Genomic DNA, 22,766 nt, shown 5'->3' on the forward strand with positions numbered 1-22,766 from the left:
CAATCGAAAATTTTGCGGTTGGGAGGAGCGTGAGAATGAGACTTCAAGAACTGGATTCTATTAGAGGATTAGCAGCTATATCTGTAGTAATAGGGCATATATTATTGATTGTTCCCTTTGCATCTACATATATAGAGGCTTCCCCTCTTAGGATTTTTTGGGCTGGAGGGGAAGCTGTAATTTTATTTTTTATTTTAAGTGGACTAGTTTTATCACTTCCTCTTTACAATATTAAAGGTAAGTTTTTATATAAGGAATATTTAATCAAGAGATTTTTTAGAATATATACCCCGTATATATTCTGGCTTGTTTTTTCATTTTATATGAGTTCAATCTTTTTAGGAGTAAATATCCCGGAATTGGGAGAATGGTTTAATGGAAAATGGGGCCTGGAGTTTGATTGGAGTTTATTATTACAACATTTATTTTTAATTGGTAATTTTCCTACAACAGAAGTAAATCCTGTAGTGTGGTCTTTAGTGCATGAAATAAGAATTTCGATAATATTTCCTTTATTGGTATTGATTATAAAAAGAATCAAATCAACATATGTAATTGTATTAGCTGTTTCTTGTTCTATTGTTGGATTCTTAGGGGATAGTATGCATTTAAATGAGGGATTAGGTTATAAGAATAGCTATTTTGATACATTACACTATACTTCCATGTTTATAATGGGTGCACTATTAGCAAAAAAACTAAAACAAGTAAAAGAAACTTGGGCAGGGTTATCGACTAGGCTACGGATAGTATTATTTTGTTTAGGGCTGGTACTCTATACGTATTCTAAGGGTATTTATTATATTTTAAATAACGATGTGAAATTAATATTAATAGATTGGGGTGTAATGTTAGGCTCTTTATTAATAATAATTTCAGCCTTGGGTTCAAATAAGATTTCAAAGGTGCTAAACAAAAGAATTCTATTATTTAATGGGAGAATATCATATAGCATGTATTTATGCCATGTTCCAATTTTATTAATAGTATTTCACAATACTTACGGTTTGTTACCTAATTTTATAATTATTTTGTTATGTATCTTATGTATTTTTGTTTGTTCCTATTTATCTAATAGGTTTTTAGAAGAGCCATCAATTAGAATTGGGAGAGGTGTTGCCAAAAAATTATTAACTATAAAAAGAAAAAAAGAATTAAATAATGATTTGATTCAAGGGTCAACACAAAAAAATTAAAAGTAGATAGAAAAACATAGCAATAAAATTAGCTGTTTTTTGTAATGTTATTTTATAAATTAAGTGCAATGCTTAATATTGTTTTTACAGGTTAATTACTAGTTATAGTGTTAAATAGGGACTTTGAAATGGAATTTCATAAAAAATAGTTATAAAGAATTAAATAATTACTTGGTTATATTAAGATTTTAAATGAGTCTAGCTATCAATTTTTGTTGATGAAGGAGTATAAATTAAATGAATAATTACTATGAACAATTAAAAGGGAAAATAGAAAATAGAAATGCTAAAGTAGGTGTTATTGGACTGGGTTATGTCGGTCTACCATTAGCGGTAGAGTTGGCGAAATCAGGATATGATGTATATGGAATTGATTTAGATACTCGAAAAATAAATCAACTTACTAATAATAATTCTTATATTATTGACATTAGTAATGATGAAATCGAATTTATTAATACATCATGTCACTTTACTCCTACGAGTAATTTTGAAATTATTAAGGAGTTAGATGCAATTAGTATTTGTGTACCAACGCCTCTAACTAAGTCACAGGAACCGGATATGAGTTATATTATTGCAGTAATGAATGAAATAAAGAAATATATGCATAAAGGCTTATTGATTACGTTAGAAAGTACTACATATCCTGGAACCACTGAAGAATTAATTGAAGAAGAATTAAATGCTCAAGGATATATGGTAGGTGAAGATTATTTCCTTTGTTTTTCACCAGAACGAGTTGATCCGGGAAATCAATACTATAATACAAAGAATACGCCTAAAGTCTTAGGTGGAACTACTGGGAAATGTACAGAATTAGGTGTTAATTTATATAGCAACTTTATAGATACTATTGTTCCGGTTTCATCACCCAAGGTAGCAGAGATGAGTAAACTTCTTGAAAATACGTTTCGTAGTGTAAATATAGCTTTTATTAATGAGATGGCTATGTTATGTGATAAATTAGGTATTGATATTTGGGAAACGGTTGATGCAGCAAATACAAAACCATTTGGATTTATGAAGTTTACGCCTGGTCCTGGGATTGGCGGACATTGTATTCCACTAGATCCTATGTATTTGGCTTGGAAGGCAAAAGGTTCTAATTTCTTTAGCAGATTTATTGAAACTGCACAAGAGATTAATAAACATATGCCAGAATATGTTTATAATAAGGTGAGCTATGCTTTGAATACTCACCAAAAATCTGTAATGGGTTCAAGGGTGTTATTATTAGGTATGGCTTATAAACCAGACATTGACGATTTACGTGAATCACCAGGTTTAGAAATTTATGAGTTATTAAGAGACGGTGGAGCTCGTGTAGAATATAATGATCCACATGCTCATTCATTTAAGGATAAATATGGTGAAAGAATTGATTCGGTTGAATTGGATTATTCAAGTTTAATGGAATATGATTGTATAATTTTAATTACAAATCATAAAGCATATGATAATAATATGATAGTTGAAAACAGTAAATTAATTGTAGATACAAGAAATGCATTTAAAGAGTTTGATGATGCGAAAATTATTAAGATAGGTGCTAATGAAAAACCGAAAAAGGTTCTTCAATTGCAATAAATAATAAAAAAGAGGTATTTTTATAAAAATACCTCTTTTTTATTAGGAATGAGGGATATTTTGAAAGTATTTATTTTTAGTTCAGTTCATCCATGGAATGATACGAGAGTATTTTATAAGGAAACAATTAGTTTAGCGAAACAAGGATATGAAGTGAAATTATGTGCAGTTCAAAATGACGTGAAATATGAGGGGACATATGAAAATTTAACAATTGAGTATCTTCCTAAGGTGAAAAGATTATCAAGACCATTGTTATGGATACGTTTGTTTATTAAAGCGCTGCGAGAAAAGGCAGATATATATCATTTCCATGACCCAGAATTATTGGTAGTAGGGTATTTTTTAAAAGTATTCACTAAATCTAAGGTTATTTATGATATGCATGAGGATTTTCCAGCAGCTATAAAAAGTAAACCGTGGATTCCTAAATTTATTAGAGGGAAGTTATCTAGGGTGGTAGGGCGTATAGAGAAATTCTTAATAAAAAAGTGTGACGCTGTTATTTATGCAGAAAAATATTATAAGAATAACTACACTAATATAAGTATTGTAAAAGAAGATATTTTAAACTATCCATTAGATAATAATAATACTCTACATATTACTCGAAATAAAATACCTAATATTATTTATGCAGGTGCTATTAGTAGAACTAGAGGTTTGGAAGAGATGCTACAAATGGCAAGGGAATTAAAGAATAAAGATGTAAAATTCAAGTTGATTTTAATTGGGGGTTTTTCAGAACAATTAAAGCAAGATACCTTGAATTTTATAAAGATGAATAATCTTAGTGAGTATGTTGAAATTCCGGGTAGACTACCATTGCATGAAGTATTTGAATATTACGATAAATCAGATGTAGGTTTGGCCATTTTGCATCCGGAAAAAAATTACCTTCAATCTTTAGCAACAAAAATATTTGAATACATGTCATTTGGTATCCCGGTAGTTGCTTCTAATTTTCCAGATTGGAAAGAATTAATTGAAAGCAGTGAAAGTGGTATAGTTGTTAACCCTCTTGAGGTAAAAGAGATAACAGAAGCTGTTTATAAGATTTTAAGTGATAAAGAATTGAGTATGCAATTTGGAGAAAACGGTTTTAAAGCATATCAAGAACAATATAATTGGAACGTTGAAGAGAAGAAGTTAATAAAGTTATATGAACATATTTTAGGAGAAAACTAATGAATATTTTGTATATACATCAATATTTTCAGGTGAACTCTGGTGGTACAAGATCCTTTGAATTTTCAAAGTACCTTGCGGAAGAGGGAAATAAGGTAACGGTATTAACAGGTAATAAAGTTGATATAAATCAATATAATGGAATTAATATTATTTCAACGAATACAGAGTACAAGCAAGGTTATTCTTTCTTAAAGAGGGTATATGCCTTTTTACATTTTATGATAAAAAGTATCCTTTTAGGCATCAAAAAAAAAGATACAGATATAATTTTTGTCACATCGACACCATTAACAATTGGGATAACAGGTTTATTGGTATCAAAAATTTTAAGGAAAAAATATGTTTTTGAAGTAAGGGATGTTTGGCCGGATATACCAATTCAGTTAGGATTTATCAAAAATAAATTTTTAATAAAAATGTTAAGTAAACTAGAATTAGTAATTTATAAGCATGCAGCTCATATTATTGTCCTATCAACAGGAATGAGGGATAATTTAATAGGAAAAGGGGTTCCCTCAGAAAAAATTTCTGTAATTACCAATTTAGCTAATAATCGTTTGATGGAAGAGATTGATGTGGACAAAGAAAGAATCCTTAAGCAATATCCATTTTTAAAAGATAAGTTTGTATGTATTCATTCAGGAACTATGGGATTTGTAAATGGTTTAGAACATATATTAGATATTGCAAATGATTATAGAGACGAAGATATAGTTTATTTGTTAATAGGAGAGGGAAAAGAGAAAGAGAATTTAAAAAAAATCAAAGAAAGCTATAACATAGATAATGTATATATTTTAAATCAGATGCCTAAGACAGAGGTTTTGGAATTAGTGAAATTTAGTGATGTGGGTATTATGTCAGTTAGTGATTATGCGATATTACAAGATAATAGTGCTAATAAATTTTTTGATTACCTTGCGGCAGGAAAGCCTATTATATTAAATTATTTGGGCTGGCAAAATGAGGTTTTGAGAAAGGGGAATGCGGGAAAAGGGTTTAGATATCAGGATAAAAAGGAATATTACTCTTATCTAAAAGAATTAAAGGAAAACGTGGGTTTGTATGAAAAAACTAGTGAAAATGCTAAAGCTTTAGCAGAGAAAGAATATGATTCTATAAAGTTATCAAAAAAATTATATGAAATTTTAAGAGAGATTTAGTTAGGTGATGCAAATGAAGAGATTTTTTGATTTTGTAATATCTAGTATATTATGTATTCTGTTATGTGTACCTTTTTTAATAATTGCTATTCTAGTTAGGAGTAAGTTAGGAAGTCCTATTATTTTCAAACAACAACGTCCAGGTTTATACGGGAAAAAATTCTATGTATATAAATTTCGTACAATGACAGATGAAAAAGATAAGGAAGGAAATTTTTTACCGGATGATGTTCGCTTGACGTCATTTGGTAAGCTACTTAGGAAGTTAAGTCTAGATGAATTGCCACAGCTTATTAATGTAGTTAAAGGGGATATTAGTTTAGTGGGCCCTCGTCCATTGCTGATGGATTATCTGCCCTTGTATACAGCTGAACAGGCTAGGCGTCATGAGGTACGCCCTGGTATTACTGGATGGGCTCAAGTAAATGGTCGAAATGCAATTTCTTGGGAAGAGAAGTTTAAATTAGATGTTTGGTATGTAGATAATCAATCCTTCTGGTTAGATATAAAAATTTTATTTTTAACAGTTGTAAAGGTTTTTAAATCGGAGGGTATTAGTCAACAAGGTCATGTAACGATGCAAAAGTTTACAGGATCAAATCCAAATAAAGAAGTGGTAAAATGAAAAAAATAGCTTTAGTTGGTCAAGGTGGACATGCAAAAGTTATTACAGATATATTGCATGCAAATATAGGTTATAAGATTGTTGCAGTATTTGATGATAAATACGAAGGCTTAGTTGAAGAGCAAGGGATATACTATGGTCCAGTTTCTTCTATTAAAGAAACAATAGAAGAGATTGGATTTAAACTTGTAATTTCAATTGGCAATAATACTGTACGAAAAAAAATAGTTAAGCAACTAGCATTGAAAGAAACAAATTATGAAACAATCATTCATCCAACTGCTGTAGTGAGCGAGTCTGCTTCAATTGGATTCGGGACTGTTATTATGCCTAAAGCCGTTATTAATGCAGAAACTATCATTGGAAATCATGTTATTGTAAATACTGCTGCAGTAATAGAACATGATAATCAGATTGGCGATTTTGCGCATATCTCTCCAAATGCTACATTAACGGGAACCATTTATGTCGATGAAGGTACACAAATAGGTGCAGGAGCAATAGTTATACCAAATCGGAAAATTGGTGAATGGAGTATAATAGGTGCAGGGGCAACAGTCATTCATGATATACCATCTAATTGTACAGCAGTAGGTTTACCGGCAAAGGTTATAAAATAAGTCACCTTACGTTAAGGAGTGTAATGGAATCATGGAAAAGAAAAGAATCTTTTTATCACCACCACATATGAGTGGAAATGAACAGAAATATGTAAATCAGGCATTTGAGCAGAACTGGATTGCACCATTAGGTCCTAACGTAGATGCTTTTGAACATCAAATTGCTGAGTACATTGGTGTAAAAAGTGCGGCAGCGGTTAGTGCGGGCACAGCGGCTATACATTTAGCTTTGGAGTTATTAGGAGTTAGTCGAGGAGATACTGTTTTTTGTTCTTCTTTAACTTTTGCAGCAAGTGCAAATCCAATTGCATATCAAGGAGCAGAACCTATTTTCATAGATTCTGAACCTGAAACATGGAATATGTCCCCGCTAGCCCTTGAAAAGGCATTTGAAGTGGAACAAGCAGCTGGAAGACTGCCTAAAGCAGTTATTGTGGTTCATTTATTTGGACAGAGTGCAAAGATGGATGAAATTATGGAGATCTGTAATAGATATGGAGTTCCTGTTGTCGAGGATGCAGCTGAGTCCTTGGGTACAACTTATAAAGGAAAACAAACAGGTTCATTTGGTAAATTTGGTATTTTTTCTTTTAATGGTAACAAGATAATTACTACATCTGGCGGGGGAATGTTAGTATCAAATGATGAAGCTGCTATTCAAAAGGCCCGTTTCTTATCCACGCAAGCCCGCGATCCAGCTGTTCATTATGAACATAGTCATATTGGATATAATTATCGAATGAGTAATATTGTTGCAGGGGTTGGTAGAGCACAATTAGAGGTATTAGATGAGCGTGTAAAAGCCCGTCGCAATATCTTTGAAGGATATAATAAGGCTTTAGGTAAGATACCAGGCGTTACATTTATGCCGGAATTTAAGGATGCTGTACCAAACTGTTGGCTTTCAACGCTACTTATTAATAGTGAAATAACAGGGGTTACATATCTCGATATTATTGAGGCTTTATCAAATGAGAATATTGAAGCACGTCCAGTTTGGAAGCCATTGCATAAACAACCAGTATTCCAAGGTACAAAGTACTATCAGCATAGTGAAACCGAAAATATTTCGGAGCAATTATTTAGCGAAGGGTTATGTTTGCCATCAGGATCGAGCATGACAATTGAAGATCAGGATAGAGTTATTGGCGTAATTAAAAATAGATTAAGCCTGGCTACGATAAATAAGTAGTTTATAAAAATAAAAGGTGATAGTACAAGAAACTGTATTATCACCTTTATTATTTAGGGGATTAATATGATATTAGTAATTGGTGGTACCGATTATATAGGTAGGCATATTGTGAGGGAAATACGAACAAAGCAATACAGGGTTGTAGTGTTAGGAAAGACAACTGCTAATTATCAAGACGGGATTGATCATAAGGTAGTGTTCGAAAGGTGTAATTTCCATAATATTGAAGAATTGGATTTGATATTTTCTCGATATAGTATTGAAGCTGTTGTGTATTGTAAAAAGGATGATAAGGATAGTATGGTAGGTTTAATTCATAAAATGTTAGAATATAAGGTGGAATATTTTATCTTTTCTGAAGAAATAGTTTCTATGCATATGTCTTATAAAAATCTTATGATGGAAAAGTATAAACAATATTCCATAGGATTAGGTGGTACTAGTCTAACTGCTGAACAAATATTAGAAGGTTTTTATAAGGTATATAATTTAAGGTATGTATTAACGCGTTATTATAATGTTCAGGGTGATGGAATAAGTAAGGGATATAATTTTATTCCAGCGATGTTTGTCAGCTCGAATACACAGCTGGGGAAATTTTGGGATAAGGGATATATTACGATGAAAAAAGATAGTATTCATATAGTTGATATTGCCAAAGCCCATACTTTAGCCCTAAGTTATCTTTTAAGCGAGTAAAAAATAATTGATTTTGGTGATAAGGTTAAGAAAGAAATTTGGATTGGTTACTAGTGAGATTTTAGATTTGTTATATAATAAGGTTTGTTGGTGGTATAGTAATTTAATTGAATATAAACAAAATCTTTAATTTACAAGTGGAAAGAAGGTTAAGATAGTGAAAAAGAAAATCCTATTATGGATACTGGGGATTATAGGAGTAATAATTATAGGCGGTGGAGTATATGCCTATAATGTATATTCAAAAGTCTCAAAAACATTAGATGAAGTTCATAAACCATTAAAACGTGATCAAGATAATAAACAAGAAGAAAAGATTAGTAAATCTGAACCAGTTTCAATCCTATTATTAGGAGCCGATGAACGTGGTGATGATAAAGGCCGCTCAGATTCTTTAATGCTTATTACATTAAACCCTAAAAATAATTCAATGAAAACTGTAAGTATTCCTCGTGATACGTATACTGAAATTGTTGGAAAAGGGAAAAGTGATAAAATTAACCATGCTTATGCATTTGGTGGAGTAGATATGTCTGTCGCAACTGTAGAAAAGTTCTTAAATGTACCTATTAACTACTATATTGAAGTGAATATGGAAGGATTTAAGGATATTGTCGATGCAGTAGGCGGTGTAGATGTAAATAATGATTTAGAGTTTTCTCTAGAAGGAAAGCACTTCCAAAAAGGGAATATCCACTTAACTGGTGATCAAGCTCTAGCATTCACACGTATGCGTAAAGAAGATCCACGCGGCGACTTCGGGCGTCAAATGCGTCAACGTCAAGTGATGCAGGCTGTTATTAAGAAAGGCGCAAGTTTCTCCTCTTTATCAAGTTATGGTGATGTGTTAACAGCGATTCAAAAGAATGTGAAGACAAACTTAACACAAGATCAAATGTTTGATATGCAAAAGAATTATAAAGATTGCTTGAAAAATAGTGAGGATATTCAAATTCCAGGTGACGGTCACAAAGCCGCTGATGGTATTTGGTACTACTATGTTCCAGATGCAGCGAAACAAGATTTAACGAATAAGTTAAGAGCGCATCTTGAAGTGACTAAGTAATATGTAATAACCCAACTCCTTTGGTAGGAGTTGGGTTTATTTTTGCGTGAATTTATATTAGTATTATATGTTGTGAGAATAATAGATGAGGTGAATCGATGAATAAGAAAGCAGTACTTGTCCTAGTTATTTTTGTATTGTTTGTCGCTTCGGTTGTGAGTGGTAAATTATATTGGAATAAGAAGATTGCGAATGCGACGGGACAGACGAGTGAAGTAACGAAAGCGAAGTCTGAAGTGAAAGATAGTGGGGCGAAGAAAGCAGAGAAGAAACAAGATGCAAAGTCATCTTTTAATGAAGCATATGCGAAGAATTTACCAGATGAAGTGAAAGAGAAGGTAAAGAAAGCTGCTGAGGATAAAAAGGCAGTAAATCTTGTTATTGTTGGTGATGAAGCTTCTTCATCTGCAAAAGATGCTTGGGCAGCTAAGTTAACTGCTAACCTAGATGCTTCTTATGGTAAAGGGTTATGGAATGTGACAGTCAAAGAATATAAGGGTGAAAGTACAGAAGAGTTAATCGCAAATAAGCGTGATAAAGAGATTGCGAAAGAAAATCCAGATGTGATTTTATTCGAGCCACCATTTATTACCGACAATGGTAAGACTGGTAATGGAAACTCAGTTCCGAGTACGCAGAAATTTGTACAAGCACTTTCTACTAGTGCGAAGGGTGCTACGATTATGATTCAACCACCAAACCCAGTGTATGGTGCGAAGAATTATCCGAAAGCGATTGAAGCGTTAAAACAATTTGCGATGCAAAATAATTATACATATATTGATCATTGGGGAGCGTGGCCAGATGCAACAACAAAGGCTATCCTACCATACTTAAAAGAAGAGTTTGGTTTCCCAACTGCTAAAGGTCATGAAGTTTGGGCACAATATGTAACGGATTATTTTGTAGCTAAATAATAAAAGGGGAGAGGGTATCGTCGACAAAATATGTTCGACAATACCCTCTCTTTTTTTATAAGATTTTTGCTATACTAAACTGTACTATAATACAGGATGGAAGGAGGAGAACAATGAAAATACTTGTAGTGGATGACGAGTCGAGTATTCGTAATTTGATTCGGATGCAGCTTGAGATGGAAGGATATGAAGTGCTTACGGCGGCTGACGGGAGAGAAGCTTTAGAGAGATGGAATGAAGGGCCGGATGTTTTGATTTTGGATGTTATGCTTCCGGATACAGATGGGTATGAGTTACTTCGTTTGTTCCGGGAGAAGGATCGGGATATTCCAGTGCTCATGTTAACTGCGAAGAGTCAGATGAATGATAAATTGCTCGGTTTGCAGCTTGGTGCAGATGATTATGTGACGAAGCCGTTTAATTATGCGGAGCTTATTCTTCGGGTTAAGAATATGACGCGCCGCGTGAAGAAGAAAGAGGTAACGGTAAGCCATGAAGTAATCGGAGCGGGAGAGATAACGATTTGTCCTAAGGAAAGAAAAGTGCATGTGAGTGGGCAAGAGATTCAGTTAACGTACAGAGAGTTTAATTTATGTCAGTTGTTTGTTTCTAATCCGCAGCGTGTATTTATGAGAGATGAGTTACTTGAGAAAGTATGGGGATTTGAGTATATCGGAAATACGAGAGCGGTTGATATTATGGTGCAAAGATTGCGGAAGAAGCTCGGGAAGAGCGGGGAATATATTAAGACGATTTATGGCGTTGGCTATAAACTGGATTGTTAAGTGGTGATGGTATGTCTTTAAAAAGAAATATGGTGTTTGGAATCGTTGGACTGTTAATCCCGATTTTTGTCCTTTTGTACGCAGTTGTTTATATTACGTTAGAAAAGAATATGTATCATAATGCGGCAAATTCTTTAGAAAAGTTAAGTGTAGAAGCACAAATTTATACGATGAATTATTTAGAGAAGGAAGCAGAGGTAGAGACGCTCGGTTCGAATTCACTTTTAATTGCTTCGTATTTAGCGAAGCGCATGGATGTCCGTGTACAGATGATTGGGAAGAATGGAGATGTTGTGGCGGATACACAAAAAGGAGCACTTCTTCATCGGAATATTGATATTGAGAGCTCTTTGAAGGGGAAGAAATCTTATGTTTTTGAAGAGGGAGACCCGGCTCCAATTCTTTTGTTTTCAAGCCCAGTGTATTATGGAAACGATGTCATTGGAAGTGTTCGTTTTATAAACGAGTTAACGGGTGAGAAGGAAGTTTTAACAAATGTCGGTTGGACGTTCTTAATGACGTCTCTTTGTCTCGTAGCTGCGGGTATTTTCTTTGCAATTCGTTTGGCAAAGTCTCTCCATAAGCCGATTGATCAGTTAAGACAAATGGCACACCGGCTTGCGAATGGTGATTATAAAAGTAAGATTGAGCTAAATGAATATGTGGAAATTGCTCAGCTGTCCGCATCTTTTAATGCGATGGCCGATGGAATTGAACTGCATATTAAGCAATTGAAAGAGGAGAAAGAGAAGCAGAAAGATTTCCTAGACCGCATTACGCATGAGCTGAAAACACCGCTAACGGCAATTATTGGCTATGTGGATTTAATTCCGAAGTTAAAAGCGAAGGAAGATGTAAAGGAGAGCTTGCGTTATGTGGCTGTAGAAAGTGAGCGTTTATTGTCACTTGTAGAGGAATTACTTAAGTCTTCAAAGTACGGAACGAGTACGTTTGAAATATCACCTACAGTTGTGAATATAAAGGAATTAGCCGAAGAAGCAGTTTCAATTGTGAAACCTCGCCTGCAGAAATTTGAGATTGAAGTTATCAATGAGTTAACAGATGTACATGTTGTTGCAGATTTCGATAAGACGAAACAGATCTTCTTAAATGTGCTTGATAATACGATAAAATATAGCGATGCTACGCAAATTCGTATGAATGTCATTGTAAATGAACGTGAGGCGAAGGTGTTTGTTCATGATGATGGCATTGGTATCGATGAAGGGGTGCTGGCAGAGTGGAATGAATCGCCAGAAGGGAAGGTACTTTCTTCTAGTTACGGGAATGGGTATGGTTTGTATATTTGTCAGGAGATTATGAATAAGCAGGGCGGAAGTATGCGAATTGAGAGTAGTGAAGAGGTTGGTACTACCATATTTATTACATTCTTACTTCCGAGACGGATGGAAGACATAAAAAACTTGAAAGCGGTTAAATGATACATTTATGAAACAATTATGCGGTATTTTCGAAACAACGTTTTTTTATCTTGGAGGTAGGCAGAAATGAAAAGGCTATCATTTCAAATTCTTATGTTTGTCTTTTGTATAATTGTTTCTCTTATTTTGTTTTATGTGATGGAGAAGCAAATATATAATCGGATCACAATCGTGAATGACAAACAAGCTGTTTTACAAAGAGTGAATGAATCCCTGCCTACTGAAATGAAGGTTAGGCATGAAAAGTGGGGAGAAATTGTTATAACGGATGAAGTTCGTTTGCATACGATTGTTTCATTCTTTGACCGAATTCAAATCAATCCGAGCGAAGTTAAGAATCAAGAACAAGTATTTACTGGAGAAGTAACGTACTTGAATGGACAGAAACGTACTTTTGCAGTAGGTGACTTGTTCCAGTACGGGGCTGATATGTACGGAAAGAATGGTACGGATCCAATGATTTCAGCATTGCAAACGTATTTGTTAAGCCTGTATTACACACCAGAACGTATTCATGATTTTTTTGCGTCAGCACAGGATGTCATAGTACGTCAAGGTGATGTAGAACGTGCGGTGAATGTTACGCACATACTTGATTCGATTCGGTATGCAAAGCAAATTACAGATTACGGAGAAATTCAGAAGTTATTACAATCGCAGAATGAACCGATTGCTTATATTACCGCTTATAAAACTGGTAAGCGTATAAAGAATGAGCGTGAAGACATTCTTACTATTTCTGTGTATCCATCGTATTTTGTTGTGCAATATCTCGGTGATAATAATGGGAATGTCATGTATATGAAAAGCTCCCTCGCAAATGTATTTGTAAAGGAGAATGTGTCATGAGAAAGATAGCCTTTTTCTTCTTTTTGCTAGTAATTGGAGGAGCGATGTCTAGTTGCTCTCGAGATACGACCTCTATTAAATATAATAAAAGTGGTCTCCCTATTTTGAATGATCGTCATCTTGTTGCGTATGTAGCGGCTCGCGAGGAAGTTGGGGAAGCGTTGCTTTCATCATTTTGTAAACCACGCGGCTGTACGTATGAATTTATTCGTCTTTCGACAGAAGAGCTTCTTCGGAGGGTAGAAGAGGAAGCTGGAAATCCGAAAGCGGATATTATTATTGGCGGTACGGTAGACGCGCATCAAATGATGAAGCAAAAAAATCTATCTATTCCTGTTACGAGTCAGCATGCGAACCGTATTTCAAAAACTGTGAAAGATAAAGATGGTTATTGGTACGGTTATGAAGTAGAGAAGCTGGCAATTGCAATCAATAAAGAGCGGTGGAACGAAGAATTAGCACCGCTTGGACTTCCTTATCCATCAAGGTGGCAAGATTTATTAAATCCAGTATATAAGGGAAAGATTGTTATGCCAGATCCAAATGTTTCAGGAACAGCATATACGTTTTTTCAATCGCTTATTGATACTGTAGGTGAAGAGGAAGCGAAAGAATATGTTAAGAACTTTGCAGGGCAAGTTGGTGAAGTAACGGTAAATGGTTACATGCCAGTAGAGCTTGTTGCGAGTGGTGAATATATGATAGGCATCAACTTCATGGGAGATCAAAGAATGCTTCAAAAACAAGGCTTTCCAGTTGTAAGTATCGTACCTGAGCAAACAGGGCTATCTGTTAATGCGATTTCGAAACTAAAACGTGCACCGAACGGTATTATTGCGGATTTATTTATTGATTATTGTTTATCAGAAGAAGCGGGTCACATTTTAGAAAAGGTTTCGTTTGGCGTGCCAACGATGTTTGCGAAGAACGAGAAAGAACTAGAAGGACAGCCGGTTAGAAGAACGAACCAACATATATCAAATAGTGGAATAATCGAGATATGGAATAGACAACGTCTCTCTCAGAAGTGAGAAAAGGAGACGAAAGAATATGTTTAAATGGCTCAAGCCAGCACCTGCAATTGAAAGATTGCCTGCGGATATGATCGACCGTGTATATCGATTACTACGTATTCGTGTGTTAATCGGAATTTCAGTTGGATATGCTGCTTATTATTTAGTTCGTAGTAATTTTAATTTATCTACTACATATTTAGTTGATGAGTTCGGATTTAGCACTACACAAATTGGGTTATTGGGTGCAGTAATGGCTGTTGTTTACGGACTTAGTAAATTCTTTATGGGTAATTTATCTGATAAGGCATTTGCTCAACGATTTATTGCAGTAGGTTTATTTTTATCTGGACTTGTTAATATTTGTTTCGGCTATGCATCTTCCTTTGGGATGATTTTAACATTACTTGTTCTAAACGGTATTGTGCAAGGTATGGGTGCACCACCTTGTAGTATCGTTATGACGAAATGGTTTTCAAAGAAAGAACGCGGTACGAAAACAGGTCTTTGGAATATTTCACATAACGTTGGAGCATTACTTGTTCCGCCATTCATTGGAATTGGTGTAGGTATTTTTGGGGAAAGTCATTGGCAAGGTGGCGTATTTATTTTCCCAGCGATTATCGCAATGGTAATTGCAGTTCTTGTTTGGATTAATGCGAAAGATACACCAGAATCAGAAGGTCTTCCGCCAATTGATGAATATCGTAATGACTATGAAGAGCTTGAAAAAGTAGATAACGCTAACAAGATGTCACCAAAAGAAATCTTAATGAAGTATGTAGTGAAAAATAAATTTGTATGGTTCTTATGTATTGCGAATGCATTTGTTTACTTAATTCGTTTCGGTGTTATTAACTGGGTACCAATTTATTTAACAACAGTTAAAGGTTTTACAAAAACAGAGGCGCATTTTGCTTATTCAATATTTGAAACAGCAGCGATTCCAAGTTCTTTAATTGTCGGTTTTTTAAGTGATAAATTATTCAAAGGGAAACGTATGCCGTTATGTGTTATAAGTATGGCTGGGGTTGTTGTTGGAACAATCGTGTATTGGCAAGCAACTAATATTATAGTTGTGAGTATTGCAGTTTCTATTATCGGTTGTTTAATTTATGTACCACAATTCTTAATCGGTTTAAGTGCAATGGAATTAGTACCGAAATTTGCAGTAGGTACGACAGTTGGTATGTGTGGTCTGTTCGGTTATGTTGGAGGAAGTTTCATAGCAAACGCCGCAATTGGTATTATTGTTGATCGTTCTGGTTGGGATGGTTGCTTCATGTTACTGTTAGCAGGTGGTATTTTATCAACAATATTCTTATTGATTGTTCAAATAGGACATGAGAGAAAAGCTTCTAAAGTAGCATAATATTTCATTTTAAAAAGCTATCCAGTTTATATACTGGATAGCTTTTATATTTTTATACGAGGAAAATAAGTATGTAAAATTGCAGTTTAATATGTAAATGATTTTTATTCATTAATATAATTTTTTTAGATTTAATAAACCAATTACGTACATAGTTAGACCAAAAAATCCACCGGCACAACTCCAAAGTACAACATCAAATAAAGAAATAGAGATTTCCTCTGAACCTACATAGGGAAGGATATAATTCATAAAAACAAACATTTGAAAGCCCCAAAGCAAACCTGCTTTTAAGCCAGCTTTTCTTAATTTTTTCTTGTGTTGCAAATATTCTTCTTTTGTTGCACATTCAGTATCACTTAAACCTTTTTTCTTAAATTTAAAGGCTAAATAATTAGCATAAATCATATTAGGCAGAAAAACTAATATAGTTCCTATAGATATTGTATGGTTCATAGTATCAACAAGTAACATAATAAGCATGACCAACATATTTAACCACCATAAACCAATTCCAGCTACAGATAATTCTTTATTGATTTCTTGTTTTTGATATTCATCTCGTTCACTCATTGTTCCAACAAAACTATTATAAACTCTTTCTTTCCATTCAATTTTCATCATTTACTCTCCCTCCCAAAATAAACTGTTTAAATCTGTTTTTAGTGCTTTTGCTAATTCGATACATAAGGCTAAAGAGGGATTATATTTATTGTTTTCAATTAAGTTTATTGTCTGTCTCGCCACTTTAACTCTTTTAGCTAATTCTAGCTGCGATAGACCTTCAGATTTTCGATATTGTTTAACGTTATTCAAATATAAACCTCCTATTAATAGTTGTAGACCTTGTGTACCAGAATGTCATGTATATGTGACATTTTATAATTGAATAAATTAAATGTCAAATATATATGACAAAAATGGCAGTGGTGCAATTAGGAAAATGATTTTAAGAATTTATCTTGGTAAGTAGTTTATTAATAAACGATAGCTTTTCTTATATTACTATAATCTTTCCTTAAATCTATCTTAAAAGACATAATGTCATATTTCTAATCATTGGAATTTTTGTTACAATATAAATGGATGTGTAAAACTTTGTAAAAAGAATGTAATAATATGTAATTCATTTTCAGAAAGTTTTATACAATTTTATATTAAACTATTAAGTTATAAAAAGGAGAGAGACTATGGTACCAAATACGGTTCGTACTCCAAACAAGAAGAAGAAATGGATTATTATCGGGGTTATTGCACTAATTGTTATTGTAGCAGCAGTTAATATTTTTGTTATGCAAGGTAAGAAGAAGGGGGCATCAACATCTGCTGATGCTGTAAGTTTCGAGAAGGTAACGGAGCGTAAGCTGAATAATACGAAGTTAATTTCTGGTCAGGTGAAACCTGGGAATATTGAAAGTTTTTATGCGGATCCGACTAAAGGAAAAGTGAAAGATATTCAGGTAAAAGAAGGACAAGAGGTTGAGAAAGGTGCGAAGTTATTCTCTTATGATAATGAAGAGATTAATCTTCAAATGAAGCAAGCTGAGCTTGATCAGAAGATGGCAGATATGCGTTATGATCAAGGGAAGAAGAAAATTGATTCGCTGAAGAAAGAAATTAAGAAAGCGAAAGATAGCGGAGCTGGGAAAGAAGTAACAGATCCGATGGAAGAGCAAGTAAGTGAGTTGGAGATGGCGCAAAAGACAACGGATCTGGAGAAAGAAAAAGGGAAGTTGCAGAAAGAAGAGTTAAGTAAAAAGCAGAAAGAGCTTACGATTTATAGTAATTTTGCTGGTGTTGTTCAAAAGTTAGATAAAGATGCGGCGCAAAGCTCATCTCAAGCGTTAGGTGGTCAAGGGAAAGCCTTCTTACAAGTGGCTTCTAAAGATCCATTCCAAATTCAAGGTACGTTAACGGAGCTTCAAAAATCACAAATTCAAAAGGATCAAACATTTACTGTAACTGCGAAAGCAAATAATAAGAAGAAGTGGACAGGTAAAATTACAGAAGTAAGTGAATTCCCAACGAGTGCAGAGGTGGCGCAAGCAGGCGGTATGGGCGAAGCGACTCAAAATATGTCTCAATATACATATAAAGCAAGCCTTGATAGTCAAGATGGTTTATCTCCAGGTTATCACGTTTCTCTGCAAGTAAATTTAGAGAATAAGACGATGGTTGCTGTTCCGACTAAGAGCATTGTAGAAAAAGATGATGATGCATTTGTTTATGTTGAGGATAAAGGAAAGCTTCGTAAACAAAATGTGAAAAAAGGTTCTACTGATGGGGACTGGACAGAGATTACTGAAGGCGTAACAGTGGGGCAAAAGGTGGTTAAAAATCCTTCCGACGATGTGTATGACGGAATGGAAGTGAAAGAGAAATGATTACGCTAAATCATATTGCTAAAACGTATTATCAAGGAAAATTGGCAGTGCCGATTTTGCATGGTATTAGTTTAACGATTCAGAGCGGCGAGTTCGTTTCGATTATGGGACCGTCTGGTTCTGGTAAATCAACGCTTATGAATATTATCGGTTGTTTAGATCGTCCAACAGAAGGCGAATATATGCTGAATGATGTGAATATCTTAACAGCAGACGAGTCAAAGCTTGCTTTAATTCGTAATGAATATATCGGTTTTGTGTTTCAGCACTTTAATTTGCTTCCGCGTCTTTCGGCAGTCGAAAATGTTGAGCTTCCGCTCGTATATGGCGGCATAAAGAAGGCAGAGCGTCGCAAGCGTGCTTTAGAGGCGCTTGGTAAAGTTGGATTAGCAGATCGCGTGCATCATTTACCGAACGAATTGTCAGGTGGACAGAAGCAGCGTGTCGCAATTGCAAGAGCGATTGCGAATAATCCAACGTTCATTATGGCCGATGAGCCAACTGGTGCGCTTGATACGAAGTCTGGTGAGCAAGTTATGGATATTTTCACGAAGCTTAATGCAGAAGGTACAACAATTGTTATGGTAACGCATGAAGAGGAAGTAGCAGCGTATTCTTCCCGCCGCATTGTACTGCGAGACGGGAAAATTACAGAAGATAGAAGGTGTGCGGTATGAGTTTACTAGATAGTATAAAAATTGCCCTCTCTTCTATTTTAGCTCATAAACTGCGTTCAGCTCTTACGATGCTAGGTATTATTATCGGTGTTGGTTCGATTATTACTGTCGTTGCAATTGGGCAAGGCGGGGAAGCGATGCTGAAGTCAAAAATCGCAGGTTCTGGTAATAATCTTATGCCAATTCAGTTTAAACCAGATATTAATGATGAGTTTGCTATAGGTGGATTTGAAATACCGAAGTTAACGGAAGAAGATATTATGGAAGTAAAACAAGTGAAAGATGTTTCACATGTTATTACGACAAACCAGACGACAGAGGTGCTTGATGTAAATGATAAAAAAGCAAATCTGAATGTTATTGGTCTTGATAATGAATATTTTGCGGTTAATAAAGTAAAGGTCGTAAAGGGACGTACTTTAAACGAATCAGATATTTCTCATGCAAATAACGTTGTGATGATTAGTACAAAGACAGAGGAAACGTTATTTAAGGACGTGAATCCAGTCGGACAAATTATTGAGATGAAAGGACAACCGATGCAAATTATCGGTGTGTATACATCTGATAATGAGTTTATGGGATTTGAAATGGAAGAAGGGTTAATTCCGATTACGTTATGGCCTGTTTTATACGGAACAGATGAAATTCAAAGTATCGCAATTCAATCTAAAAATGTAGACGATTTAGAATCAGCAGGGAAACAAGCTGTTGATGTACTAAATAGTCGTAAGCCAAGTGAAATTCCAGGTAAATATGAATTAGTAAACTTGAAAGAATTCCAAGAAGGAGTTTCTAAAGTTACTAACATTATGACGATGATCATTGGTGGTATCGCGGGTATTTCACTAGTCGTTGGTGGTATTGGTGTTATGAACATTATGCTCGTATCTGTAACGGAGCGTACGCGCGAAATTGGGATACGTAAAGCACTTGGAGCAACGCGTAGTAAAATTTTATTACAGTTTTTAATTGAAGCAGTTATGTTAACGCTTCTAGGTGGTTTGATCGGAATTGGTCTTGGATATGGCGGAGCATATATCGTTTCTACATTCGCAAAATGGCCACCACTCGTTTCATGGGAAGTTGTCGTTGGAGGCGTACTGTTCTCTATGACACTCGGTATTATCTTTGGATTAATTCCAGCAAACAAAGCTGCGAAATTAGATCCAATTGAAGCACTTCGTTATGAGTAAGTAATCGTGTAGTAGAACTACACACTACCGTTCTAGTGGGCGGTTCGTAGCCTCTATATGAGGAAGTGAACCGCCCGTTAGAACGGGTTACATAAATGGAAGGAGGCGTTATAATGGAGGCAAATGTGAATATACAAAAAGCAGGCGGCGAGAAGCCATCATTGTTTGGAATGATTACTTCCCCTGGTTTACAGTTTGAGAGAATGCAGACGAGCGAGAAAGTTTGGGGTATGTTCTTCTTAATGGCGCTATTACAAGGGCTTTTAAGTGCTTTTACTACGTACGTTACGAATACGTCACCTGAGATGGTGAGAGTGAAAAAAGAACTAGGTGAATTTGCGGGACAGAGTTCACTGACATCTGACGTTATTTCCAGTCTTGTGTCGGGTACTATAGGTGGTATGCTGGTAACGTTCATTGTTGCAGCTATTTATAAAATATTTATGATGTTCTATGGGAATGATACCTCTTATAAAAAATTAGTAACGATTGTTGTATATGCGAACATTGTTGTTATTATTGGTGGATTTATTAATGGAATTATAGCTTTAATTTTAGGTGAAGCACCAAATGCATATACAAGTTTAGGACCACTATTTGAGCAAGGTTCACTCGCTTATGGAATCGGTAATACAATTGAAGTGTTTTATTTGTGGAATATCGTTTTAATTTGGTTAGGACTACAAATTACAGCGGGAGTAAGTAAAGTAAAAGCAGCTATTCCGATTATCGTTTTATTTATCATTAAAGCATTATTCTTAGCAGCAATTGTTATGTTAATTGCGGCATTTTTACCAAATATGCCAGTATAAATAAGGAGGCGTTATAATGGAAACGAATATTAATACGCAAGATGCAGGTTCAAAAAAGCCATCATTATTTGGAATGATTACTTCTCCAGGTGAACAGTTTGAGAGAATGAAGACTAGTAATGCAGTTTGGGGTGCATTTTGGATACTTGTTTTATTAGGTGGACTTGTTGGGGGATTTGCTGCTTATGTATATTCTCTAACACCTGAAGCTATTAAGCTTAATAAGGAACTAGGTGTTACTGTTTCAGCTGGAATGACATATGGTATGGGATTCGGTGTAGGTGCTCTTGGTATGGGATTTAGTTTCTTAATAAGTGCTGTAGTGTATAAAGTATTGATGGTGTTTATGAGCAATGATACTTCTTATAAAAAATTATTGGCGATTACTGTATATTCAAGTGTTATTTCATTAATTGGTGTATTAATAAATATAATTTTAGCCTATATTTTAGGTGGATCGGGTCAAGAAATGTACACTGGCCTAGGACCAATTTTCGCCTCGAGTAGTGGTGTTGTAAAAGGTATTGTAAGTAAATTTGAAGTGTTTACGATTTGGGGATATGTGGTTACATGGCTAGGTCTTCAAATTACAGCAGGCTTAACTAAAAAACAGGCAACAATTATTACTATTGTTTTCTTTGTCTTAACTCTTGGAATGGGAGCTTTACAAGGTATGTTCCAATAAGGAAATAAAATAAAAAAAGGTGGCTCTTCGGAGTCACCTTTTTTATTTTTACCCTTATTTCAAATAGCACCAACAAAATTTCAAATTCTACCCATTGTAATTTCAAATTTCAGCGATACTATTTAAAATTACTCACAGTGAATTCCCCTCTTTATTTTTATATTGTGGAGGTACCGGCGGAATAACAAAGAGGTATACCTTTTAGAAGTGGGTACTGTGTGAAACCAGCGACTTTTACGGAGGCAGTTGTGTTGTATGAAGGTATGATTGTAAATCAAATAAAGAAGTTAGGGATTTATCAAGATTATGAAGAGTATTATCAATGTGGGTTAATCGGTCTTTGGCATGCGTATGAAAAGTTTGATGCGGAGAAAGGGAGTTTTCCTGCATATGCAGTTGTAACGGTACGTGGTTATATATTAGAGAGGTTGAAAAAAGAATTCACAGTGCAAGAAAAGTGTGTATGTGTAGGAGAGTATGAGGATATCTTTCGTTTTGAAGATATTGAAATGAAAGTGAAGGATTTTATGAGTGTATTAGATGAGAAGGAGAAGTATATTATTTTTGAACGTTTTTTTGTAGGAAAGACGATGGGGGAAATCGCTTTAGAGACAGAGATGACCTATTATCAAGTGAGGTGGATATATCGGCAGGCGCTTGAGAAAATGCGAAATAGCTTAAGAGGATAAATAGTATCATAAGAATGGAAGGCAAGGGATATTGCTTTCCATTCTACTTATTTTGTTAAGGTAGTAAATGTAATAAGAGGTTTTTGAATTGTAGTGAATCTTGCATGTTCATACGTGATAATACATATCCAGCTTTTAATAATTGTTGTTTTAACTTATGGGGACTGATATGTATGGTTGTAGTAGTACCATTTGAAAAATGAATAGTAGCTTTTTTACTTTTTTTCAAAAATTCTATGTCATCTATATGATTATAAAACAGCCATATACAGTTTGGAGAAGAAGGAGATTCTGTTGGGAAAGCACAAATATATTCTCTATGATTAATTGGAATTGGAACATTTTGTTTGAACTTAAAGTTTGTTTGAACTGCATTACGTCTGCCTTGATAAGTAGAATGAACATTGGCTAGACAAGATTGCTTGATGAGTTGGAGAGCAGTTTGACAGGAGTAAAGATGGTTCCCGCTACTGTCGATAATTTTGGTACGATAATAAGGGTGCTTGTATGGTTCCAGCATCATTGTAGAATTAGAAATAATAATATCATTTTCTTCATTCATAAATTTGATTCCCCCTTTATAAATGGTAATAATTCTAT

Annotated in this window: 24 protein-coding genes; 21 read left to right on the forward strand and 3 right to left on the reverse strand. The window is 34.6% G+C overall.

Going from position 1 to position 22,766, the window contains the following annotated elements:
• Positions 1–35: 35 nt before the first annotated feature.
• From ACTFNE_RS18645 to ACTFNE_RS18715, 15 genes are all read left to right on the forward strand, one after another.
• Positions 36–1,196, forward strand: coding sequence for an acyltransferase family protein (locus tag ACTFNE_RS18645; RefSeq protein WP_270705740.1), 1,161 nt, complete (start codon positions 36–38; stop codon positions 1,194–1,196).
• Positions 1,197–1,433: 237 nt separating this feature from the next.
• Positions 1,434–2,786, forward strand: a complete 1,353-nt coding sequence (locus ACTFNE_RS18650) for a nucleotide sugar dehydrogenase (RefSeq protein WP_270705742.1) — start codon at positions 1,434–1,436, stop codon at positions 2,784–2,786.
• A gap of 60 nt (positions 2,787–2,846) precedes the next feature.
• Positions 2,847–3,974, forward strand: a complete 1,128-nt coding sequence (locus ACTFNE_RS18655; RefSeq protein WP_270705745.1) for a glycosyltransferase family 4 protein — start codon at positions 2,847–2,849, stop codon at positions 3,972–3,974.
• Positions 3,974–5,140 (forward strand): glycosyltransferase family 4 protein, encoded by a 1,167-nt coding sequence (locus tag ACTFNE_RS18660; protein WP_270705746.1) that lies wholly within the window; start codon positions 3,974–3,976, stop codon positions 5,138–5,140. The genes ACTFNE_RS18655 and ACTFNE_RS18660 overlap by 1 nt, the downstream gene beginning before the upstream one ends.
• Before the next feature lie 13 nt (positions 5,141–5,153).
• A complete protein-coding gene (locus tag ACTFNE_RS18665) occupies positions 5,154–5,765 on the forward strand; it encodes a sugar transferase (protein ID WP_270705748.1) in 612 nt (203 codons plus the stop codon).
• Positions 5,762–6,385, forward strand: coding sequence for an acetyltransferase (locus ACTFNE_RS18670; RefSeq protein WP_270705750.1), 624 nt, complete (start codon positions 5,762–5,764; stop codon positions 6,383–6,385). Before ACTFNE_RS18665 ends, ACTFNE_RS18670 begins: the two co-directional genes overlap by 4 nt.
• Before the next feature lie 31 nt (positions 6,386–6,416).
• A complete protein-coding gene (locus ACTFNE_RS18675; protein WP_270705753.1) occupies positions 6,417–7,577 on the forward strand; it encodes an aminotransferase class I/II-fold pyridoxal phosphate-dependent enzyme in 1,161 nt (386 codons plus the stop codon).
• A 66-nt stretch (positions 7,578–7,643) separates the two neighbouring features.
• Positions 7,644–8,279, forward strand: coding sequence for an NAD-dependent epimerase/dehydratase family protein (locus ACTFNE_RS18680; RefSeq protein WP_270705754.1), 636 nt, complete (start codon positions 7,644–7,646; stop codon positions 8,277–8,279).
• Between the two features lie 157 nt (positions 8,280–8,436).
• The gene (gene tagU / locus ACTFNE_RS18685; RefSeq protein WP_270705755.1) at positions 8,437–9,345 is read left to right on the forward strand and encodes a polyisoprenyl-teichoic acid--peptidoglycan teichoic acid transferase TagU; all 909 of its coding nucleotides are present in this window, start codon (positions 8,437–8,439) and stop codon (positions 9,343–9,345) included.
• A 98-nt stretch (positions 9,346–9,443) separates the two neighbouring features.
• Positions 9,444–10,262, forward strand: a complete 819-nt coding sequence (locus ACTFNE_RS18690) for an SGNH/GDSL hydrolase family protein (RefSeq protein ID WP_109631340.1) — start codon at positions 9,444–9,446, stop codon at positions 10,260–10,262.
• Between the two features lie 113 nt (positions 10,263–10,375).
• Entirely contained in the window at positions 10,376–11,047 is a 672-nt protein-coding gene (locus ACTFNE_RS18695; RefSeq protein WP_086405274.1) for a response regulator transcription factor, read from the forward strand.
• 11 nt (positions 11,048–11,058) lie between these two features.
• Positions 11,059–12,489 carry a HAMP domain-containing sensor histidine kinase gene (locus tag ACTFNE_RS18700; RefSeq protein ID WP_270705757.1) on the forward strand — a complete coding sequence of 477 codons (1,431 nt, stop codon included), beginning with the start codon at positions 11,059–11,061 and terminating at the stop codon, positions 12,487–12,489.
• A gap of 66 nt (positions 12,490–12,555) precedes the next feature.
• Positions 12,556–13,338 (forward strand): DUF3919 family protein, encoded by a 783-nt coding sequence (locus tag ACTFNE_RS18705; RefSeq protein ID WP_270705759.1) that lies wholly within the window; start codon positions 12,556–12,558, stop codon positions 13,336–13,338.
• Complete coding sequence (locus ACTFNE_RS18710; protein ID WP_074543805.1) at positions 13,335–14,369, forward strand: ABC transporter substrate-binding protein; 1,035 nt, start codon at positions 13,335–13,337, stop codon at positions 14,367–14,369. Before ACTFNE_RS18705 ends, ACTFNE_RS18710 begins: the two co-directional genes overlap by 4 nt.
• A 19-nt stretch (positions 14,370–14,388) precedes the next feature.
• Positions 14,389–15,723, forward strand: coding sequence for an MFS transporter (locus tag ACTFNE_RS18715; protein WP_000477581.1), 1,335 nt, complete (start codon positions 14,389–14,391; stop codon positions 15,721–15,723).
• Between the two features lie 111 nt (positions 15,724–15,834).
• Here ACTFNE_RS18715 and ACTFNE_RS18720 read toward each other — a convergent pair whose 3' ends face one another.
• On the reverse strand, positions 15,835–16,347 hold the full coding sequence (locus ACTFNE_RS18720) for a DUF3278 domain-containing protein (RefSeq protein WP_270705761.1): 513 nt from the start codon (positions 16,345–16,347) through the stop codon (positions 15,835–15,837).
• A complete protein-coding gene (locus tag ACTFNE_RS18725) occupies positions 16,348–16,539 on the reverse strand; it encodes a helix-turn-helix transcriptional regulator (RefSeq protein WP_061131837.1) in 192 nt (63 codons plus the stop codon). It lies immediately after the preceding gene.
• 374 nt (positions 16,540–16,913) lie between these two features.
• Here ACTFNE_RS18725 and ACTFNE_RS18730 point away from each other — a divergent pair, with 374 nt between their 5' ends.
• From ACTFNE_RS18730 to ACTFNE_RS18755, 6 genes are all read left to right on the forward strand, one after another.
• On the forward strand, positions 16,914–18,107 hold the full coding sequence (locus tag ACTFNE_RS18730) for an efflux RND transporter periplasmic adaptor subunit (RefSeq protein WP_270705763.1): 1,194 nt from the start codon (positions 16,914–16,916) through the stop codon (positions 18,105–18,107).
• On the forward strand, positions 18,104–18,784 hold the full coding sequence (locus tag ACTFNE_RS18735; RefSeq protein WP_000631600.1) for an ABC transporter ATP-binding protein: 681 nt from the start codon (positions 18,104–18,106) through the stop codon (positions 18,782–18,784). The genes ACTFNE_RS18730 and ACTFNE_RS18735 overlap by 4 nt, the downstream gene beginning before the upstream one ends.
• Entirely contained in the window at positions 18,781–19,980 is a 1,200-nt protein-coding gene (locus ACTFNE_RS18740; protein WP_000054376.1) for an ABC transporter permease, read from the forward strand. The genes ACTFNE_RS18735 and ACTFNE_RS18740 overlap by 4 nt, the downstream gene beginning before the upstream one ends.
• 113 nt (positions 19,981–20,093) lie before the next feature.
• The gene (locus ACTFNE_RS18745) at positions 20,094–20,792 is read left to right on the forward strand and encodes a Yip1 family protein (RefSeq protein WP_270705766.1); all 699 of its coding nucleotides are present in this window, start codon (positions 20,094–20,096) and stop codon (positions 20,790–20,792) included.
• A 16-nt stretch (positions 20,793–20,808) separates the two neighbouring features.
• Positions 20,809–21,477 carry a Yip1 family protein gene (locus ACTFNE_RS18750; RefSeq protein WP_000449614.1) on the forward strand — a complete coding sequence of 223 codons (669 nt, stop codon included), beginning with the start codon at positions 20,809–20,811 and terminating at the stop codon, positions 21,475–21,477.
• A 218-nt stretch (positions 21,478–21,695) separates the two neighbouring features.
• A complete protein-coding gene (locus ACTFNE_RS18755) occupies positions 21,696–22,166 on the forward strand; it encodes a sigma-70 family RNA polymerase sigma factor (protein ID WP_046198036.1) in 471 nt (156 codons plus the stop codon).
• Positions 22,167–22,221: 55 nt separating this feature from the next.
• On the opposite strand, the gene ACTFNE_RS18760 is transcribed toward ACTFNE_RS18755, so the two are convergent.
• Positions 22,222–22,728, reverse strand: a complete 507-nt coding sequence (locus ACTFNE_RS18760) for a competence protein ComK (RefSeq protein WP_001001401.1) — start codon at positions 22,726–22,728, stop codon at positions 22,222–22,224.
• Positions 22,729–22,766 lie beyond the last annotated feature (38 nt).

Source organism: Bacillus cereus group sp. MYBKT111-2, assembly GCF_051915205.1.
In the GTDB taxonomy this organism is placed as follows: domain Bacteria; phylum Bacillota; class Bacilli; order Bacillales; family Bacillaceae_G; genus Bacillus_A; species Bacillus_A paranthracis.

What these genes read in the sequence shown, in the direction of transcription:
- ACTFNE_RS18720 (WP_270705761.1), bottom strand. Translation starts at nt 16,347, where the DNA reads ATGATGAAAATTGAATGGAAAGAAAGAGTTTATAATAGTTTTGTTGGA.
- ACTFNE_RS18675 (WP_270705753.1), top strand. Translation starts at nt 6,417, where the DNA reads ATGGAAAAGAAAAGAATCTTTTTATCACCACCACATATGAGTGGAAAT.
- ACTFNE_RS18710 (WP_074543805.1), top strand. Translation starts at nt 13,335, where the DNA reads ATGAGAAAGATAGCCTTTTTCTTCTTTTTGCTAGTAATTGGAGGAGCG.
- ACTFNE_RS18705 (WP_270705759.1), top strand. Translation starts at nt 12,556, where the DNA reads ATGAAAAGGCTATCATTTCAAATTCTTATGTTTGTCTTTTGTATAATT.
- ACTFNE_RS18660 (WP_270705746.1), top strand. Translation starts at nt 3,974, where the DNA reads ATGAATATTTTGTATATACATCAATATTTTCAGGTGAACTCTGGTGGT.
- ACTFNE_RS18695 (WP_086405274.1), top strand. Translation starts at nt 10,376, where the DNA reads ATGAAAATACTTGTAGTGGATGACGAGTCGAGTATTCGTAATTTGATT.
- ACTFNE_RS18680 (WP_270705754.1), top strand. Translation starts at nt 7,644, where the DNA reads ATGATATTAGTAATTGGTGGTACCGATTATATAGGTAGGCATATTGTG.
- ACTFNE_RS18745 (WP_270705766.1), top strand. Translation starts at nt 20,094, where the DNA reads ATGGAGGCAAATGTGAATATACAAAAAGCAGGCGGCGAGAAGCCATCA.
- ACTFNE_RS18740 (WP_000054376.1), top strand. Translation starts at nt 18,781, where the DNA reads ATGAGTTTACTAGATAGTATAAAAATTGCCCTCTCTTCTATTTTAGCT.
- ACTFNE_RS18700 (WP_270705757.1), top strand. Translation starts at nt 11,059, where the DNA reads ATGTCTTTAAAAAGAAATATGGTGTTTGGAATCGTTGGACTGTTAATC.
- ACTFNE_RS18730 (WP_270705763.1), top strand. Translation starts at nt 16,914, where the DNA reads ATGGTACCAAATACGGTTCGTACTCCAAACAAGAAGAAGAAATGGATT.
- ACTFNE_RS18670 (WP_270705750.1), top strand. Translation starts at nt 5,762, where the DNA reads ATGAAAAAAATAGCTTTAGTTGGTCAAGGTGGACATGCAAAAGTTATT.
- ACTFNE_RS18760 (WP_001001401.1), bottom strand. Translation starts at nt 22,728, where the DNA reads ATGAATGAAGAAAATGATATTATTATTTCTAATTCTACAATGATGCTG.
- ACTFNE_RS18715 (WP_000477581.1), top strand. Translation starts at nt 14,389, where the DNA reads ATGTTTAAATGGCTCAAGCCAGCACCTGCAATTGAAAGATTGCCTGCG.
- ACTFNE_RS18665 (WP_270705748.1), top strand. Translation starts at nt 5,154, where the DNA reads ATGAAGAGATTTTTTGATTTTGTAATATCTAGTATATTATGTATTCTG.
- ACTFNE_RS18645 (WP_270705740.1), top strand. Translation starts at nt 36, where the DNA reads ATGAGACTTCAAGAACTGGATTCTATTAGAGGATTAGCAGCTATATCT.
- ACTFNE_RS18650 (WP_270705742.1), top strand. Translation starts at nt 1,434, where the DNA reads ATGAATAATTACTATGAACAATTAAAAGGGAAAATAGAAAATAGAAAT.
- ACTFNE_RS18690 (WP_109631340.1), top strand. Translation starts at nt 9,444, where the DNA reads ATGAATAAGAAAGCAGTACTTGTCCTAGTTATTTTTGTATTGTTTGTC.
- ACTFNE_RS18750 (WP_000449614.1), top strand. Translation starts at nt 20,809, where the DNA reads ATGGAAACGAATATTAATACGCAAGATGCAGGTTCAAAAAAGCCATCA.
- ACTFNE_RS18735 (WP_000631600.1), top strand. Translation starts at nt 18,104, where the DNA reads ATGATTACGCTAAATCATATTGCTAAAACGTATTATCAAGGAAAATTG.